Origin of the sequence: Claveliimonas sp., assembly GCF_037273965.1 — a bacterium.
Classification (GTDB): domain Bacteria; phylum Bacillota; class Clostridia; order Lachnospirales; family Lachnospiraceae; genus Claveliimonas; species Claveliimonas bilis.
This window is the reverse complement of sequence record NZ_JAYAZJ010000064.1, coordinates 14,797-31,960: the sequence shown is the minus strand read 5'-3', so window position 1 is coordinate 31,960 and position 17,164 is coordinate 14,797. Positions and strand designations below refer to the sequence as shown.

15 protein-coding genes are annotated in these 17,164 nt (G+C 46.8%); 4 read left to right on the top strand and 11 right to left on the bottom strand.

Going from position 1 to position 17,164, the window contains the following annotated elements; all coding sequences use genetic code 11:
- Window positions 1–34: 34 nt before the first annotated feature.
- The 6 genes from WJ238_RS04980 to mnmM form a co-directional block, all read right to left on the bottom strand.
- Window positions 35–613, bottom strand: coding sequence for an indolepyruvate oxidoreductase subunit beta (locus WJ238_RS04980; protein ID WP_316268398.1), 579 nt, complete (start codon window positions 611–613; stop codon window positions 35–37).
- Complete coding sequence (gene iorA, locus WJ238_RS04975; protein ID WP_316266515.1) at window positions 613–2,367, bottom strand: indolepyruvate ferredoxin oxidoreductase subunit alpha; 1,755 nt, start codon at window positions 2,365–2,367, stop codon at window positions 613–615. Before iorA ends, WJ238_RS04980 begins: the two co-directional genes overlap by 1 nt.
- Before the next feature lies 1 nt (window position 2,368).
- Entirely contained in the window at window positions 2,369–3,679 is a 1,311-nt protein-coding gene (locus tag WJ238_RS04970) for a phenylacetate--CoA ligase family protein (protein ID WP_230106710.1), read from the bottom strand.
- A gap of 417 nt (window positions 3,680–4,096) precedes the next feature.
- Window positions 4,097–4,576: a pyridoxamine 5'-phosphate oxidase family protein gene (locus tag WJ238_RS04965; protein WP_230106711.1), complete on the bottom strand. Its 480-nt coding sequence runs from the start codon at window positions 4,574–4,576 to the stop codon at window positions 4,097–4,099.
- 11 nt (window positions 4,577–4,587) lie between these two features.
- A complete protein-coding gene (locus WJ238_RS04960) occupies window positions 4,588–4,917 on the bottom strand; it encodes a DUF4234 domain-containing protein (protein ID WP_230106712.1) in 330 nt (109 codons plus the stop codon).
- A 72-nt stretch (window positions 4,918–4,989) separates the two neighbouring features.
- A complete protein-coding gene (mnmM, locus tag WJ238_RS04955) occupies window positions 4,990–5,571 on the bottom strand; it encodes a tRNA 5-(aminomethyl)-2-thiouridylate-methyltransferase MnmM (protein WP_337606308.1) in 582 nt (193 codons plus the stop codon).
- A 154-nt stretch (window positions 5,572–5,725) separates the two neighbouring features.
- Between mnmM and WJ238_RS04950 the strand changes: the two genes are divergently transcribed.
- Window positions 5,726–6,385, top strand: coding sequence for a J domain-containing protein (locus tag WJ238_RS04950; RefSeq protein ID WP_230106714.1), 660 nt, complete (start codon window positions 5,726–5,728; stop codon window positions 6,383–6,385).
- A 64-nt stretch (window positions 6,386–6,449) separates the two neighbouring features.
- On the opposite strand, the gene WJ238_RS04945 is transcribed toward WJ238_RS04950, so the two are convergent.
- Entirely contained in the window at window positions 6,450–7,868 is a 1,419-nt protein-coding gene (locus WJ238_RS04945; protein ID WP_337606307.1) for a sensor histidine kinase, read from the bottom strand.
- Complete coding sequence (locus WJ238_RS04940; RefSeq protein WP_230106716.1) at window positions 7,865–8,587, bottom strand: response regulator transcription factor; 723 nt, start codon at window positions 8,585–8,587, stop codon at window positions 7,865–7,867. The genes WJ238_RS04945 and WJ238_RS04940 overlap by 4 nt, the downstream gene beginning before the upstream one ends.
- A 164-nt stretch (window positions 8,588–8,751) precedes the next feature.
- Between WJ238_RS04940 and WJ238_RS04935 the strand changes: the two genes are divergently transcribed.
- The 3 genes from WJ238_RS04935 to WJ238_RS04925 are packed head-to-tail and all read left to right on the top strand — an operon-like array spanning window position 8,752 to window position 10,990.
- On the top strand, window positions 8,752–9,507 hold the full coding sequence (locus tag WJ238_RS04935) for an ABC transporter ATP-binding protein (protein ID WP_230106717.1): 756 nt from the start codon (window positions 8,752–8,754) through the stop codon (window positions 9,505–9,507).
- The gene (locus WJ238_RS04930) at window positions 9,504–10,223 is read left to right on the top strand and encodes an ABC transporter permease (protein ID WP_316268393.1); all 720 of its coding nucleotides are present in this window, start codon (window positions 9,504–9,506) and stop codon (window positions 10,221–10,223) included. Before WJ238_RS04935 ends, WJ238_RS04930 begins: the two co-directional genes overlap by 4 nt.
- Complete coding sequence (locus WJ238_RS04925) at window positions 10,220–10,990, top strand: ABC transporter permease (protein ID WP_316268392.1); 771 nt, start codon at window positions 10,220–10,222, stop codon at window positions 10,988–10,990. Before WJ238_RS04930 ends, WJ238_RS04925 begins: the two co-directional genes overlap by 4 nt.
- Here WJ238_RS04925 and WJ238_RS04920 read toward each other — a convergent pair.
- From WJ238_RS04920 to WJ238_RS04910, 3 genes are all read right to left on the bottom strand, one after another.
- Window positions 10,987–15,525, bottom strand: coding sequence for a PolC-type DNA polymerase III (locus WJ238_RS04920; RefSeq protein ID WP_337606306.1), 4,539 nt, complete (start codon window positions 15,523–15,525; stop codon window positions 10,987–10,989). The genes WJ238_RS04925 and WJ238_RS04920 overlap by 4 nt on opposite strands.
- The gene (ispG, locus tag WJ238_RS04915; RefSeq protein WP_337606317.1) at window positions 15,518–16,597 is read right to left on the bottom strand and encodes a flavodoxin-dependent (E)-4-hydroxy-3-methylbut-2-enyl-diphosphate synthase; all 1,080 of its coding nucleotides are present in this window, start codon (window positions 16,595–16,597) and stop codon (window positions 15,518–15,520) included. Before ispG ends, WJ238_RS04920 begins: the two co-directional genes overlap by 8 nt.
- Before the next feature lie 88 nt (window positions 16,598–16,685).
- Complete coding sequence (locus tag WJ238_RS04910; RefSeq protein ID WP_230106721.1) at window positions 16,686–17,147, bottom strand: hypothetical protein; 462 nt, start codon at window positions 17,145–17,147, stop codon at window positions 16,686–16,688.
- Window positions 17,148–17,164: the final 17 nt, after the last annotated feature.

Sequence of the window (17,164 nt, the reverse complement as noted above, 5' to 3'; positions counted from 1 at the left end):
GTGACACCTCCTTCTTGGTTCCTTTAATTCTATATCATCTTGAAACAAGGTGATATCCCACATCGAATGCGGCTTTGTTGATCTCAATGGTCTTTGGTGGTACAGTACTTTCAATTACCTTGTACCAGTCTTCCTTTGAGAAATCCATATGCTGTGCCGCCACACCCAGTACGATCATATTAAACACTTTCGGATTGCCCAGTTTTTTAGATTCTTCTGTAGCATTCACCGCATAAACCTTATGGTCTTTTTTCAGCTCTTCCAGAATACCTTCCGGATATTTGGCTGCTCCGATCACCACCGGCATGGGATCGATCCTCCAGTCATTGATAACAAGTACTCCGTCCTTTTTCAGGAAATGAGCATACCGCATTGCCTCTAATCTTTCAAAAGCGATAATGACATCCGCCTGGCCTTCTTCTACAATAGGCTCTGCCACTTTTTCTCCATAGCGCACAAAGGTCACAACACTTCCGCCTCTTTGGGCCATTCCATGTACCTCTGACAGCTTTACGTCATATCCCCCTGCAATGGCAAGTCCTCCCAGAACTCTGCTGGTAAGAAGAGTTCCCTGGCCTCCGACGCCTACGATCATAATATTTTTTACTGCCATTATCTGTCACCTTCCTTTACTAATTCAATCGCACCAAACTTGCACAGAGAATCGCACAGTCCGCATCCGGTGCACATCGTATCGTCAATATGGATGGTTCCATCTTCATTCTTTGTCATAGCCGGACATCCCGGTTTCATACACATCCCGCACTTCTTACATTTATCCGGATGTGCAATATACAGAGGTTTCTTCTCCTTTGAAAGGAGAACGCACGGTGTCTTTGTGATAATAACGGAAACTTCATCCCGTGCTACCTCTTCCTTAATTGCCTTTTCCAGTGTTTCAATATCAAACGCATTGATCTCCTGGACATGTTTTACGCCGAGGGCTCGGCAAAGTCCCGGAATATCGATAGCATAAGTAGGATCTCCCTGAAGCGTTTTCCCTGTTGCGGCATGATCCTGATGCCCCGTCATTCCCGTTGTGGAATTATCCAGGATAATGACGGTTCCTGTAGCCTTGTTGTACATCATATTCATCAGGGAATTAACTCCTGTATGTAAAAACGTGGAATCGCCGATCACTGCCACCCAGTTCTTAATGTATTCTTTCCCCTTTGCCTTCTCCATACCATGAAGGGTGGAAATGCTGGCTCCCATACAGACAGTGGTATCCACAACACTAAGGGGCGCCACTGCTCCCAGCGTATAGCATCCGATATCTCCCGCCGCATGGATTTTCAACTTATTCAGCACATAGTATACACTTCTGTGAGGACATCCCGGACAGAGGATCGGCGGACGTCCCGGCACTGCTGCAGGAGCAGAAAGCTCCAGATTTTCATGCAGAATTGCCTCCCGGATCATATTGGCACTGTATTCGCCCTGAACAGTGAAAATCTCTTTTCCCACTGCCTGGATTCCCCAGGATTTCACCTGTTCCTCGATAACCGGATCCAATTCTTCTACAATATAGAGTTTCTCAACCTTGGAAGCAAATTCCTCGATCATCTTTCTTGGAAGCGGATTCACCATACCAAGTTTCAGAACGGACGCTTCCGGCAAAGCTTCTTTTACATACTGGTAAGGAATCCCGCTGGTAATAACGCCGATTTTGGTATCTCCCATCTCCACTCGGTTAATTGGCAATCTATTTGCTTCTTCCGCAAGTTCATTGTTTCTCTTTTCAATTTCCACATGACGTCCCTTTGCGTTGCCGGGCATCATAACATTTTTTGCAATATTCCTCTCATAGGGTTTATCCGGGATTTCTTCTCTTTCATGAAGCTCTACGATTCCCTGGGAATGTGCCAGCCTTGTTGTCGTACGGAAAACAAAAGGACGGTCAAATTTTTCACTTAAATCAAAGGCCATCTTCATAAATTCTTTTGCTTCCGAACTGTCGGACGGCTCCAGAACAGGAAGCTGCGCTGCTCTTGCCACCATACGGGTATCCTGTTCATTCTGGGAACTGTAAAGTCCCGGATCGTCTGCCACAATAATAACCAGCCCTCCGTTAACTCCCATATAAGAAACGGTATAGGCCGGATCTGCTGCTACATTAAATCCTACATGCTTCATACAGGACATAGCTCTTGTCCCGGCAACAGAAGCTCCGATCGCCACCTCGGTTGCCACCTTTTCGTTAGGTGACCATTCGCAGTACAGATCGTCTTTGTACTGTACCAGATATTCACTGATTTCTGTACTCGGTGTTCCGGGATAAGCAGCTGACACCTTCACTCCCGCTTCGTATGCTCCCCTGGCAATCGCCTCGTTGCCGAGCATGATTACTTTCTTTGACTCTGACATTTTATAGTCCATCCTTTCTCAAATCTGTTACTCTCTTTGCCTTTCCCTCAAATCTCTGAAGCGAATAAGGCGCTACCAGCTTAATCTGAGTGGCAAGTCCCAGCTGGGCTTTCAGCCCTTTCTTTATTCTTGCCTCCAGCTCGCTTAACATGGAGTAGCTGTCAAGCAGTCTGTCATCTACAAGCTCTACTGTGATCGTCATAACATCCAGTCGGTTCTTTCTCTCCACAAGGATTTCATAATGAGGTCCGATCTCCGGAATCTGGAAAAGTACTTCCTCTATTTGCGTCGGGAATACATTGACTCCTCTGATGACAAGCATATCATCTGCACGTCCGGAAAGATTTTCCATGCGGACCGTTGTTCTTCCGCATTTGCACGGTTCATACATCAGCCTTGTAAGATCCCCGGTACGGTATCTCACAAGCGGAAGAGCCTCCTTCCCAAGACAGGTAACAACCAGTTCCCCCTTCTCTCCCGGGGGCAGAACTTCTCCGGTTTTTGGATCAACAATTTCCGGAATAAACCAATCCTCATTGACATGCATTCCCGCAAGCTGCTCACATTCTCCGGCCACTCCCGGCCCGCACAGCTCGCTCATACCGTAATTCTGCGTGCACAGGAACTGTTCTCCCCATACCTTGTGCATTTCATCCCGCATAGGTTCCGTCATTCCTTCTCCGCCAAACAGACCAATATGTACGTTAAGATCCTTTGCGGGGTCTATTCCTCTTGCCCGGATTTCCTCTCCTAAATGCAATGCATAGGACGGTGTTGCCACAAGCAGTGTTACTTCCATATCCTGCATAAACATGATCTGCTTTTTTGTATTTCCTGATGACATGGGAATCACTGATGCGCCTATCTTCTCCAGTCCGCCATGCAGACCCAGCGCTCCGGTAAATGTTCCATAGCCGAAAGAAATCTGTGCCACATCGTCCGGCGACGCCCCTCCCATACAGGCAATACGTGCAACATTATTCAGCCATACATCCAGATCATGCCTTGTGTAACCTACAACGGTCGGCTTTCCTGTTGTCCCGGAACTTGCGTGGAATCGTACAAGATCTTTTTTGTCCACTGCAAAAAGTCCCATCGGATAATTGTCTCTGAAATCCGCTTTATATGTAAAGGGCAGTTTCGTCAGATCTTCCAAAGTACGGATATCCTCCGGCTTCACCCCTGCTTCATCCATCTTTTTTCGATAAGGAGCAACCTTCTCATAAATATAATGAACTGTCTCTTTCAATTTTTTTAACTGGATTGCTTCTATTTCACTTCTTGGCAGAGTCTCTTCCTTTGCCCAAATCATGACTGTTCCTCCTTTTTTGAGAATCTTGATCCTTTTGTAGTACTTTGCCCTGCCCCTCGAACTCTCCGAGTTCTCGTTCACGGGCTTCGCCTTCATGGTTTTTTACCATTCGCCTTGCCCCTCGAACTCTCCGAGTTCTCGTTCACGGGCTTCGCCCTATAGAAATACAAGACGCCAACTCCGCCTGCAAGCAGGCGTTTTGTCTTCTTGTATTTCTGCACGGCTCATTGCCTACGCGGATATTATAGCACATTACTTTCGCGAGTTAAAGCATTAATTTGCGAAAAATAAATTTTTTTGTAATAGTGCTAATATATATCAGCTGTAAAATTTTCCAGAACAGGATTGTTTTAAAATTTCCTTTCAACCACAAAAGAGAAAGCCAGCGGCTTTCCCTCTCATATCCGTTTCACAAAATCAGTTCGTCCCGTCATGATGCTTGCAGGCATATTCTTCCAACTTAACCTTGATCACTTCCACCGCATTGATCCACTTTTCATCAAAGTTATCAAAGTCCTTTCCCGTCTGGTGACGCATAATTACTTTCAGACCGTACAGTTTTTCCTCCGGTGTCTGCATCATTCTTGCTTTCCCGGTTCCGATCAGGCTGGCAAAATAATAACTGTGATCACAGGGCTTTTCCGCTTCCATCAAGCCATGGCGGCAATCAAGCTCCACGCAAACTTCCGGCTCCTCCCGAAAGGTTTCAATCTTGCGTCCCACCTTTGCGCTGTGAAAATAGAATACCGGTTGGCCGTCCTCATATTCACAGCCGAAATTCATGGGAACAATATAAATCTTCCCCTGGCTTTGCATACCGATCCGACACACCTTACATTCCTTTATAATCTCCTGAATATCTTTTAAATCTTTGATCTCACGTTTTGGTCTTCTCATGTTTTCCCCTCCTATTCCGGCGTATAACGGTTAATATCATTCTGGATCAGACAATAGTTTACAATATCCAGATTAAGAATGCTTAAGATCAGATACAGAATACTGTTATCCGTTACATCCGGAAATACCTGAAACGCTTTTCCCATCTGGTAATTCCAGTAATACCCGTAAATGCCGCATGTAATAATTGTAAAGAGAATGACCATTCCTCCGTCTGTATTCCACCTCTGGGGATTGATTCTCCTGGCTGTCTCATTGATCTGATACATCCAGTAAAACATATAAATGCCGCATGTGATGATGGCGAACACCACACATAGCCCAATATTTCTTCTCTGCATATCCTATCCTCCAAAAAAAATTGTCAGTGCTATTATACTATCCCTTTCTTCCTCTTACAAGAGGGACGCAGATCACTTTTTAAATATAAGCACAGGCAGAGGAGGATGATTTTTCCTGTTATAGTATTCCTGAAGGATTACCGTATATTCTCCGGGAGAAAGCTCCTTTAAAAAAGCAAGTAAGGTTTCTTTTTCTTCAAATCCCGTATCTCCGCCACTGTAAATGCAAAGGCTCATAAAACCTCCATGTTTCAATATCTCAAGTCCTTTTTGAACAGCTGCAACGCTTGTTTTGGCGGCGGTAGCAATATTGTGATCTCCTCCGGGCAGATATCCGAAATTAAAACAGATGACATCCATACTCTCTTTCTTTGCATACCGATCCATCTGTTCATGTCCATCCAGGATCAGTTTTGCCCGGTTCTCCACACCATTTTCTTTCAAAAGCGCCTTTGTCATATCCAGCGCCTCCTTTTGAATATCAAAAGCAAGAACCTGCCCCTGTTCTCCCGCCAACCTTGCAAGAAGGAGGGTATCATTCCCTTTTCCCATAGTCGCATCAATATAGTTTCCCTCCCGCGGTGCCAAAGACCGGATCAGAGCATGACACCAATCTGTAATCCGGGAAAAATTTTCACATCGATTCTCTGTCATATTCTTCTTCCTTTCACTGCAACTCTTCTATAAGAATACCCCAACCCCTTTGGAAATACCAGCCATTTTCCAAATCTGCGGTTGATTTCCCTTCTTCCGTGACGTATTATAATAAGTGGGAGTATATAGATGGATTTTTCAAGGGGAGATGTATATGAAAGACTGTACTTATTATGATCTTCTTGGTGTTCCTATGGATGCAGACGAAAAAGAAATCGCAGACGCCAAGAATTTTTTAGTGAAAAAAATGCATCCGGATGCTAATGTAAATTGCAGCTTTGATACGACTTCTTATATACAAAATGTGCTGACTGCTTATCGGATTTTAAGCGATCCTAACAGCCGGCGGATTTACGACCGCCGCATCAGAAATCCAATCCGAAGAGAGACAGCGGCCGAAAGAGCTGAGGAGCAAAGCAGACCTCTGTCCCCTAATTTTGCTCCTTACTGGGAAGCCGGCAACAAGCTGAACGGCCTGGTGAGCGAAAGCGCTCTTCTTTTGAAACCGAAACGTTTTGGCAGACAGGAGCCGGATGAGGAACGGCTGACGGCTATTGCCGGTGAGGCTTATCCCCACATACAGGTTCTGGAGCAGGGTGAAATTCCCCGGCAATACTGGTTCTCTCACGCTATGAACTGGCTGCTGTTCCAGTGGAGCCAGAACAGGGATCTTCCTTATGCGCTTCTTTATTCTATGTATGACAGCTATCTGGAACAATGTAAATCTGCTTTGGAAAAACGGAAAATCACCAGCCAGGCTTCTTTATTTTTAAACAACCTGGATAAGCTCATTACATACAGACAATTAGGTTAAAAAAATTTTCTCTATTTCCAGCTGTACCAAGAGCTGCCGCTTCAATGCGGCAGCTCTTGGTTATTCAATAGGAAACTCTTTGTTCCGAAGTTTCCGTCCTGCAGGGCAGATCAATGATGACTTCAAATCCTCCATATCTGCTGTGTCCGATCTGCATGGTTCCTCCATGCACCTGTGCAATCTGCCGGACGATCAGAAGGCCCAGTCCATGACGCTGTCCCGTCACGTTTTCATCGCACATCATATAATGGGGCTCATGGTTCAGTTTCTCCAGCTGTTCTTCTGTAATTCCCTGACCGTCGTCTTCCACCCGGATCCGGCACCGGTCCTTGTCTTTCTCTACTGTTACATAAATGGAACATCCCTCCGGGTTATGATTGATGCTATTCTGAAGCAGATTCCCGGCTGCCCGCCCGATCAGCCCCTTGTCCGCCTCTACCAGACAGATGCCAAGGGAATCCTCTGTCAGCCATTGTATCGGATATTTCTCCTCCGGATTTGTATTGATAAAATCCACTACCGTCTGTCTCACAACCGCAACAATATTTATTTCCTCCAAATCAGTAGGCTGCATATTGTATTCCAGCTTAGAGGCAAGATTCAGGTCATTGACAAGATTTTTCATCCTCTGGCTCTGGCGGCAGATCACATCCAGCTCTTTTTTCTGTCGGTCCGTAAGATTGGCATCTCCCAGAAGATGTCCCGCATATCCCATGATCATGAAAAGCGGCGTTCTGATATCATGGGATACCCCGGCAATCCAGTTTGCCCTTGCCGTTTCTTTTTTCCGCAGTTCCCTGTTCCTGGACTGAAGAATCTCAGAAGCCTGATTCAAACTGCCTGCAATATCAGAAAGCAGCCCTTTCTTGGGAATATAGGCTGACCTGCCCTTTGCCAGATTCTCTACCCCTTCCACAATAGGCCCCACAGATTTCAAAAGCTTCATATCTGTAAAAAGATAAATAAATATTACAATTCCGATATTCACAGCGATCATGATAACAGCAAATGGAACGGCATATTTGACCATATTATAATCCCAGGCGGGATAAAGATGTTTCCAAAATGTCTGCTTTTGATATCCGATAATCACAAGCCCTCCATCTGCTGCTGCCGGGAAAGTGGGGCTGTCCTGGAAGTAGCCCCTTGTCAGTTCCGCTGCCATGGAAGGAGTACAGGTCAGCGGCATCTCTTCCGGAAGATTGTCGGTATGCCACAGCACTTTCCCCGTTGCATCTTCAGCGAAAAAAGCCCACACATGTTCCTCTTTCAGCCTGTTCTCTATCTCCTCCGGCAAGCGATATCCGTCTGCAGTCTTCGTAAGCCCTGCCGCCACCTCTTCTGCCGTACTGTAAGGACGGCCATTAGACTGAAAGCCGTATGTTACACTAAACAGAACAACAAGATTTAAGATCGGCAGAAGCCCAAATACACAAAGCAAAGTCAAAATAAGTCTTCGCGCTAGTTTTAATACGTTTTTCATCTTACCGCTCCCCTCTGCCCATCCTCCGTCATCAGTTTATATCCCAGCCCCTTCACTGTGATCAATGATGCCGGATGAGAGGGATCTGCTTCTATCTTTTCACGGATACGCCGGATATGGGCCATCAGAGAATTTTCATAACCATAAGGATTCTCACCCCAGGCCGCCTCACACAAAGCGTCAATGGTCACGATCCTGCCCGCATTCCGATACAGGGCCCCGAGGATTTCAAACTCCTTTGCGGTAAGCGCAACCTTCTCCCCATCCTTTAAAACTTCTGCCCGGTCAAAATCAATCTGACATCCTTTCAGCTCGACAAGGGGATTCTCATTTCTATAGCTCCGTCGAAGGATAGCTCCTATCCTCAAAGTCAGTTCCCTAGGTAGAAAAGGCTTTACCAGATAGTCATCCGCCCCAAGTCCCAGTCCCTTGAACTTATCTTCATCCTCCCCGCATGCGGTGAGAAAGAGAACCGGATAGTCTTCCATCTCTCTTAACTTTTCAAAGAGAGAAAAGCCATTTCCATCCGGCAGCATCACATCCAGGACAGCCAGCTCCGGATGGAAGGAACGGGCTGTCTCCACCGCCTCCTTCTGGGTGGAAGCAGTGCGGATACTGCTATAGCCCTCCTCCTTTAAAATAGAATATACCATATCTAAAAGTTCCTTCTCGTCATCCACAAGGAGGATCCGTTTCCTCTTCAAATATTCCTGACCCATACTTTAAAGTCTTCCTTTCCTGTTTTTCTTTCCCAATTATATACCATATCCGGCACGATTGCGAAGAGATGCGGCAAATGTAAGGTAAATGTAAGGCAGGGGAAATGATGCTGTAAGGATGGAGCCCTATACTCAGATTATCAAAAGAAAAGGAGGCATCATATATGAATATCATTGAAACACACAATCTCACAAAGACATACGGAAGTTTCACAGCGGTTCACCGCCTGAACCTCCATATAAAGAAAGGAACTGTCTACGGTTTTCTTGGCCCTAACGGCGCTGGAAAGTCCACAACTATGAAAATGTTTCTCGGCCTTACCCGTCCTACAGCCGGAGGATTTCTGATCAATGGGCTGCAGTATCCAAAAGACCGGATGACAATTCTCAAAAATGTGGGATCGCTGATCGAGGAACCTGCCTTTTACGGGAATTTAAGCGGCCGGGAAAATCTGGAAATTATCCGGCGGATCCTGAAGCTTCCAAAAAATTCCGTAGACGACGCCCTGGAGCTTACCGGCCTGACCCAGTTTTCCAACCGTCCGGCAAAAAAATATTCCCTGGGCATGAAGCAGCGCCTCGGTCTTGCCGGCGCCCTCTTGGGAAGACCGCCCCTTCTCATTCTGGATGAACCTACCAACGGTCTGGATCCGGTAGGCATCCACGAGATCCGCTCTCTGATCCGTTCCCTTCCGGAGAAACTGGGCTGTACCGTACTGGTATCATCCCACCTTCTTCCGGAAATCGAACTGATGGCAGATGATGTGGGGATCCTGAACCGGGGCAGACTGCTGTTTGAAGGAAGTATGGAAAAATTAAGAGAGGAAGCTGCGATGAAGGGATTCCCTTCTGACAATCTGGAAGAAACTTTTCTCGCTCTCGTCGATGAGGACAACAGGAAACGGAGGCATATGCAATGAAACTTTCCATCGAACTTAAAAAATTAAAATCCACCGGATTGATTTTGGCCATCCTGACCGGAGGTATGGCAGCGGCGCTGCTCCCTGTTCTGAACACCTGGTTTCGCACGGAGCTTTTTACCTCTTTGCCTGATTCTCCCCTTGTCGTTCTTCTGGATGCCAACAGCCAGATGATGATCATGCTCAATCTGATCTTAATGATCTGCGGTTCCTGTATCCTGTACCACACGGAATATTCCGAACACGCCCTGCGCAAAATGCTTTCCCTGCCTATAACGCCGGAAAGTCTTTACCTGCAAAAAGCCGTGATTCTGATTCTTGGTCTTCTCTTTCTGCTGATCCTGGAGAGCAGCGCCCTTGTTTTCTGCACGGCACACTGGTTCACCATCACAGAGGATTTTTGGATATTACTTTTAAAAAGTGCACTCTACAGCGCGTTTCTTTCTCTCCCCAGTATCCTGCTTATGCTGCTGATCGCTTCTGCCTGCCAGAATATGTGGGTGTCCCTGGGAACCGGCGTCATTTTCCTTTCTCTGGCATCCTCCCTGACAGAAGGGCCATTTCTTCTCAGACTCTGTCCCTTCATCACACCCTTTCAGACACTGGTTCAGACAGAAGGAGAGGCTCTTTCCTACATCGGCGGCGCTGCTGCCGAAATCCTCATCCTGGGGATAACCGCTGTTATTTTTACTCGTAGAAGGAGGTACACCATATGAATATTCTTTCCCTTACCACAATGGAATTTTATAAGATCAAACGTTCTAAAATCCTGCTGCTTCTGACGGTTCCTCTCATCATTTTGTGGCTTCCCAATGTGATAAACGCCCACATGAGTGCAGAACCTGTCATGGAAGGAATTTCTCCGGCAAATAATTTTCTCATCCAGAGTTTTATGGGATACGTATGGTTCATTCTGCCAGCCAGCATTATTGTATGTACAGTCATGCTGCAGCAAATGGAACGGACAAATCGGGGAATCCTCAAAATGCTGGCTCTCCCCCTTCATCCGTCCGCCCTTTCCTTATCCAAATTCAGTGTGCTGTTGTCTCTTACCGCACTGCAGTGTGCCCTTATGACAGGGTGTTACCTTCTCTGTTCCCGGATCGCCTCCGTATACACCGGCGCCGACCTGACCAGTCCCTTAAGGACAGCTCTTCCACTTGCAGTTTCCGTATTTTTGTCCGCTCTTCCTATGATAGCTCTATACTGGATGCTGGCCGTAATCCTTAAGACTCCCGTCTTTTCTATGGTCCTGGGGCTTGCCACCATGGTTCCCAGCGTCCTTTTCATCAACACAAAAGTATGGTTTCTGTACCCGACCTGCTATCCGTTTTACGTAATTACGCAAAAATATGGGCAGCTGGCCGGTGATACTGCGCAAAAGATTGACCTTCTGCCATGGATACCGGCTGCTGCCTCTATTTTCATTCTGTGTCTCTTACTCTCCTGTCTCTTTTTCGGACATGGGGAAAAGAAACACTAAAAGTCAAAGAGTGATAACTGGTTGCTCTCCGGTATATCCCCGAAAAGTCCCAGATCGTTCATCAGATCGATCACTGTTTTACTTACCTTGGTTCTCTGCCGGAAATCGTCCCGGCTTAAATACGGTCCCTGCTCGGAAGCGGCTTCCACCGCTTCTGCCGCCTTATCTCCCATTCCTTCAATGCTGGAGAGAGGCGGCATCAGTTTGCCGTCCACGATCTGAAAACGGGACGCCTTAGCCTTGTAAATATCAATTGGCACGAACTCAAATCCTCTTGCATACATCTCCTGCACAATACGCATATCTTTCAGGGTATCCTGCTCTTTTTTGCTCAGGGAATCCTTCCGTCTCATGTAGTCGTTGATATAGAAATTCAGCTGCTCCTTTCCCTGGCACATTAACTCATAGGAAAAGGCGTCTGCACGGATACCGAAATAAGCCGCATAATAAGCCAGCGGATAGTTGATCTTACAGTAAGCGATACGATATGCCATCATGACATAGGCCGCTGCATGAGCCTTAGGGAACATATACTTGATCTGTTCACAGGACCAGATATACCAGTCGGGAACGCCGTGCTCCGTCATATCCTTTTTAAACTCCGGCCATTCCTTACATTTTCCTTTGGCCACCGCCCCTTTACGCACCCTCTCCATGATCGTAAAGGATTCCTCACTGTCCATCCCTTTGTTGATCAGGTAAGTCATGATATCGTCACGGGTACAGATCGCAGTAGAAATGGTGGCCTTGCCGCTTAAGATCAGATCCTGGGCGTTATTCAGCCATACGTCCGTCCCGTGGGACAGACCGGAAATACGGATCAGATCTGACAATGTCTGGGGTTTGGTGTCCACCACCATCTGAATAACGAAATCCGTACCGAACTCCGGTATTCCAAGACAGCCCACCGGGCAGCCCCCAATATCTGGCGGCTTAATGCCAAGAACCTCTGTCCCCTGGAACAGGCTCATCACTCCCGGATCGTCCAGAGGGATCTTCGTAGCGTCAAAACGGTTGTCCGTCTCATTGTATTCATTTTCCATAGCCGGGGAACTGATAAATTCCTCCAGCGTCTTGATCATAGTCGGATCATCGTGTCCCAGAATATCCAGTTTCAAAAGGTTGTGGTCAATGGAGTGGTAATCAAAGTGAGTAGTTACGATATCTGTCCCCATATCGTTGGCCGGATGCTGGACCGGAGTAAAGGAGTTGATATTCTCCCCCAAAGGAAGGACTATAATTCCTCCCGGATGCTGTCCGGTACTTCTCCGGATTCCGGTACATCCCTGAACGATACGGTCAATCTCGCAGATCCGCTTTCTTGCCCCTCTCTCTTCAAAATAATTCTTTACAAAACCGAAGGCGGTTTTATCCGCCAGCGTTCCGATGGTTCCTGCACGGTATGTCTGCCCGTCTCCGAAAATAACCTCCGTGTACTTATGAGCATTGCTCTGGTAGTCGCCGGAGAAGTTAAGGTCGATATCCGGCTCTTTATTTCCCTTAAATCCGAGAAATGTCTCAAACGGGATATCAAATCCGTCCTTCTTAAGCATTTCGCCGCACACCGGACATTTCTTATCCGGCATGTCCATCCCGCAGCCGCCGGCATATTTCCGCACTTCTTCTGAATCAAAGTCGCTGTAGTGACAATGGCTGCAGTAGTAGTGGGGACTTAACGGGTTTACCTCTGTGATTCCGGCCATGGTGGCTACAAAAGAAGAGCCGACCGATCCACGGGAACCTACCAGATAACCGTCTTCCACCGACTTCCATACCAGTTTCTGGGCAATAATATACATCACGGCAAACCCATTGGAAATAATGGAATTAAGCTCTCTCTCCAGCCGTTCCGTTACCACTTCCGGCAAGTCCTCACCATACATTTCGTGGGCTTTGTTGTAACAGATATCTCTTAGCATCTGATCGGAGTTTGGAATGACCGGCGGACATTTATCCGGTCGCACAGGCGATATCTTCTCCACCCAGTCAGCGATCATATTGGGATTGTCAATGACAACTTCCCTTGCCTTGGCAGAACCAAGATATTCAAATTCTTCCAGCATTTCATCGGTCGTCCGGAGGTAAAGCGGCGCCTGGTCATCAGCGTCGGAGAATCCTTTTCCGGCCATGATGATCCTCCGGTAAACCTCATTTTCCGGATCCAGAAAATGCACGTCGCAGGTGGCAACCACCGGCTTATTGAACTTCTCACCCAGGCGTATGATCTGACGGTTGATCTCCTTAAGATCCTCCTTGGACTGTACTTTGCTGATCCTCTCGCTGTCGATCATAAAGGCATTGTTTCCAAGCGGCTGGATTTCCAGATAATCATAGTAATTTACAATCCCTGCGATCCGCTCCTCTGATTTATCATCTAAAATAGCCTGATAGAGTTCTCCCGCTTCACAGGCGCTTCCCAGGATCAGACCTTCCCGGTATTTGGAAAATTCACTCTTGGGAATCCGGGGATGCCGGGCAAAGTATTCCAGATGAGATTTGGAGATCAGTGTATAAAGGTTTGTCCGTCCAATGTCGTTTCTTGCAAGAATGATGGCATGATAAGAAGGCAGCTTCTTCACGGCATCTGCATTGTTGGCGCCGAATTCGTTCAGGGCTTTTAAAGTATGGATCCCTCTTTCCTCCAGCATTTCCACAAATTTTACAAATATTTCCGCTGTAGCTCCTGCATCGTCCACTGCCCGGTGATGATTTTCCAGAGAAATATTCAGGGCCTTTGCCACAATATTCAGTTTGAACCGGGCCAGAGTCGGCAGAAGGATCCGGGCCATCGCCACCGTATCCACAGAAGTGAAATCCGGCTGGATTCCCTGACAGCGGCAGTTCTCCTCAATAAAACTGACATCAAAAGATGCGTTATGAGCTACCAAAGCTGCGTCCCCCACAAAGGCGAGGAACGCCGGCAAAGCCTCTTCAATCCCCGGTGCATCAATAACCATGGCATCGGTGATACTGGTAAGCTGAGTGATCCTGAAGGGAATCGGCACTCTGGGGTTTACAAAGGTACTGAATCTGTCTGTAATTTTCCCTTTTTCCACTTTCACTGCACCGATCTCTATAATTTTGTCTGAAACAGGGCTGAACCCTGTTGTTTCAATATCGAATACTACATACGTATCCTGCACATTCTGTCCTTTTTCATGGACAGCCACATCGGTCAGATCGTCCACAAGATAGGCCTCTACTCCGTAAATAACCTTAAAAGGGTCATCCTTATCCAAAGTCTCTATGTAATGGTTTGCGTCAGGGAATCCCTGGACAACTCCATGGTCGGTGATAGCAATTGCCTTATGCCCCCAGTCGTGGGCGCGCTTCACGATATCCTTCACCTCGGACACTCCGTCCATATCGCTCATCTTCGTATGACAGTGGAGCTCCACACGCTTCTCCGGCGCTGTATCTTTCCTGGATACAGTAAAATCCGGAATCTTGCGTATGCCGGTCACAGAGCCGATGGTAAGCTCCCCGTCAAATTTATCAATAGTAGTGACACCCTTGATCTTCAGAAAAGCCCCCGGTTTTATCTCTCCCAGCATATCCGGCAGCTGTTCGTTGCGCACAAACATTTTTACCATAATAGTATCTGTAAAATCTGTCACTGCATACATAAGGATAGTCTTTTCATTGCGGATTTCCCGTGTGTCAAAGCTGATGACTTTTCCCCGAATGGTAATCTCGCCCATCTCGCCGACCACGTTCTCCAGCTCAATGGCCTCATCGTCAAACTCCCGTCCGTATATGATATTCGGGTCGTCTGATTTCCGGAAGGAAGAAAACTCCCGTTTGGGAAAGCCGCCGCCTTTTTGGAAACCTCCGCTTTTGCGTGGGTTCTCCTGTCCCGCCTTGCTCCGCGGCTCCTTGGATTTTGCCTGTTCTTCCTTCTTTTCTTCCTTTTCTTCCCCGGCTTTTTGCTGCCTAAGAAGCCGCTCTTTTCGAAGGGACTGATTTTTCTCTACAATAGCCTCTACTTCCTTTTGAAGTTTCAGCTCATTGTATTTCAGCTTGCTTTCCTTGGGCTTTTCATATATCACGCGCACTTCAACCGGTACATGAAAACGGTCGTTGAATACCGTCTGAAGAAGCTGGACGACTGAATCTTTTTTGCCTTCAGCAATGACTGTATCTTCCATTTTCAGGCAGAGGATATTTCCGTTTTCAAAAGAGTAGGTGGAACTTTGCAGCATATTTTTTTCCACCACGCTTTTTCTCTCCGCCTCCAGAAGCAGACTGTCAAAATATTCCCGCATCAGATTTTCCGGAGTATACTGCGCAGACAACTCATACTGTTCTCTTACTTCAATGCGGATCTTTGTTCGGGCAAAGAGCTGCTCTTTTATCATCGTCTCCACTTCATAGATCCGTTTTTTCTGTATAAGGTGACGGCTGAAAATGTAGACACGTATAAAATCCCGCGTGGAATTGGAGGCGACTTTTGTCACCTCCACTCCTTCAAACATCATTCTGATCTCTTCATTTACTTTTAAAGTAGGAAATACTTCAAAAAACGTTTTAGTCATTCCAGTGCATAAGCTCCCATCTAAGTGTGTCTAAAAGTTCCTCTTCTTTTACTTTTTTCACAATCTGACCTTTTTTGATCAGAAGGCCCTCACCGATTCCTCCTGCAATACCGATGTCTGCTTCCCTGGCCTCTCCGGGCCCGTTTACCACACAGCCCATAACAGCCACCTTCAGATCCAGAGGAATATCTGCCACCATATTTTCCACCTGATTGGCAAGTCCGATCAGATCGATCTTGGTTCTTCCGCATGTGGGGCAGGATACAACTTCTATTCCTCCCTTTCGCAGGCCCAGCGTGCGAAGGATCAGCTTCGCGCTTTTGATCTCTTCTGCCGGGTCTCCGGTAAGAGATACGCGGATGGTATCCCCGATCCCCTGGTTGAGAATAATGCCAAGACCAACTGCAGACTTAATATTTCCGGAGAGCAACGTCCCTGACTCGGTAATTCCCACATGAAGAGGATACGGACATACCTTCGCAATTTCCTCATGGGCTTTTACGCACATCAGAACATCGGAAGATTTGATACTGACTACCAGATTGTCATAACCCATCTCCTCGATCATATGTACCTTGTCCATGGCGCTCTCCACGATCCCCTCTGCCGTAACTCCTCCGTACTTTTCTACAAGAGGTTTCTCCAAAGAACCGCTGTTTACTCCCACACGGATGGGAATCTGAAATTCCTTCGCCTTGTCAATCACTGCCTGCACCCTGTCTTTAGAACCAATATTTCCCGGATTGATCCGAATCTTATCCGCCCCGTTTTCAATGGCTGCAATGGCCAGGCGATAATCAAAATGAATATCCGCCACCAGAGGAATATGAATCTGTCTCTTGATCTCTTTAAGTGCCTGTGCAGCCTCCATCGTCGGAACTGCACAGCGGATGATCTCACATCCGGCCTTTTCCAGACGATGTATCTGATCCACCGTACTTTTCACATCTTCTGTCTTTGTATTTGTCATGGACTGAATGGCAACTTTGTTTCCGCCGCCGATCCAGACGTCTCCGATTCTGATCTGTTTTGTCTCGTTCCTTGTCATAACATTTTCCTTCTTTCCTTTCATCTGGCCCTTTGCCACTAAAAGCCCTCCTGCCTTCCCGTAAGACATATGCTCCGGTATGACATAAAGGGCTTTTCTTTATACACCTGCTCTACTGTTTCTCGAATATCATCTGTTCTCCATACTCTCTCTCTGTCAGTGTAAGCTGCTGCTGATCTACACTGTAAGAAAAGGTAGTCGTCAGATTTGTCAAAGCATTCTGAAGGTTTTCTTCCGTATATGTTCCTCCGGATGCCTCTGCCGCCCGGGTAAGTTCCTCTGCATCTGCCCTGATAGCAATTGTCTTTTCTTCTTTGTCAATGGAACATCCCAATTCTACCTGTACATTGCCGGCCTCTCCAACCTCCGGAATATTTGCCGTCAGGGAATCTTTTCCATTTATCTCAAGAACCAGATCATTATCTTCACTTTTCCATGTCCCCTCCAGAGGATTGGAAGTAAACATACGTACCAGAAAGAAAATTGCGATCAGAATAATCACAATAGAGCTGACTGTCATCACAATTCTCCATAATCTGCTTCTTTCCGCTTCATTATTGTTTGCTATTAACATATTTCCTCAGTCCTCTC

Excerpts from the sequence above, each read along its gene's own strand:
- WJ238_RS04980 (WP_316268398.1), bottom strand. The coding sequence starts at position 613 with ATGGCAGTAAAAAATATTATGATCGTAGGCGTCGGAGGCCAGGGAACT.
- iorA (WP_316266515.1), bottom strand. The coding sequence starts at position 2,367 with ATGTCAGAGTCAAAGAAAGTAATCATGCTCGGCAACGAGGCGATTGCC.
- WJ238_RS04970 (WP_230106710.1), bottom strand. The coding sequence starts at position 3,679 with ATGATTTGGGCAAAGGAAGAGACTCTGCCAAGAAGTGAAATAGAAGCA.
- WJ238_RS04965 (WP_230106711.1), bottom strand. The coding sequence starts at position 4,576 with ATGAGAAGACCAAAACGTGAGATCAAAGATTTAAAAGATATTCAGGAG.
- WJ238_RS04960 (WP_230106712.1), bottom strand. The coding sequence starts at position 4,917 with ATGCAGAGAAGAAATATTGGGCTATGTGTGGTGTTCGCCATCATCACA.
- mnmM (WP_337606308.1), bottom strand. The coding sequence starts at position 5,571 with ATGACAGAGAATCGATGTGAAAATTTTTCCCGGATTACAGATTGGTGT.
- WJ238_RS04950 (WP_230106714.1), top strand. The coding sequence starts at position 5,726 with ATGAAAGACTGTACTTATTATGATCTTCTTGGTGTTCCTATGGATGCA.
- WJ238_RS04945 (WP_337606307.1), bottom strand. The coding sequence starts at position 7,868 with ATGAAAAACGTATTAAAACTAGCGCGAAGACTTATTTTGACTTTGCTT.
- WJ238_RS04940 (WP_230106716.1), bottom strand. The coding sequence starts at position 8,587 with ATGGGTCAGGAATATTTGAAGAGGAAACGGATCCTCCTTGTGGATGAC.
- WJ238_RS04935 (WP_230106717.1), top strand. The coding sequence starts at position 8,752 with ATGAATATCATTGAAACACACAATCTCACAAAGACATACGGAAGTTTC.
- WJ238_RS04930 (WP_316268393.1), top strand. The coding sequence starts at position 9,504 with ATGAAACTTTCCATCGAACTTAAAAAATTAAAATCCACCGGATTGATT.
- WJ238_RS04925 (WP_316268392.1), top strand. The coding sequence starts at position 10,220 with ATGAATATTCTTTCCCTTACCACAATGGAATTTTATAAGATCAAACGT.
- WJ238_RS04920 (WP_337606306.1), bottom strand. The coding sequence starts at position 15,525 with ATGACTAAAACGTTTTTTGAAGTATTTCCTACTTTAAAAGTAAATGAA.
- ispG (WP_337606317.1), bottom strand. The coding sequence starts at position 16,597 with ATGAAAGGAAAGAAGGAAAATGTTATGACAAGGAACGAGACAAAACAG.
- WJ238_RS04910 (WP_230106721.1), bottom strand. The coding sequence starts at position 17,147 with ATGTTAATAGCAAACAATAATGAAGCGGAAAGAAGCAGATTATGGAGA.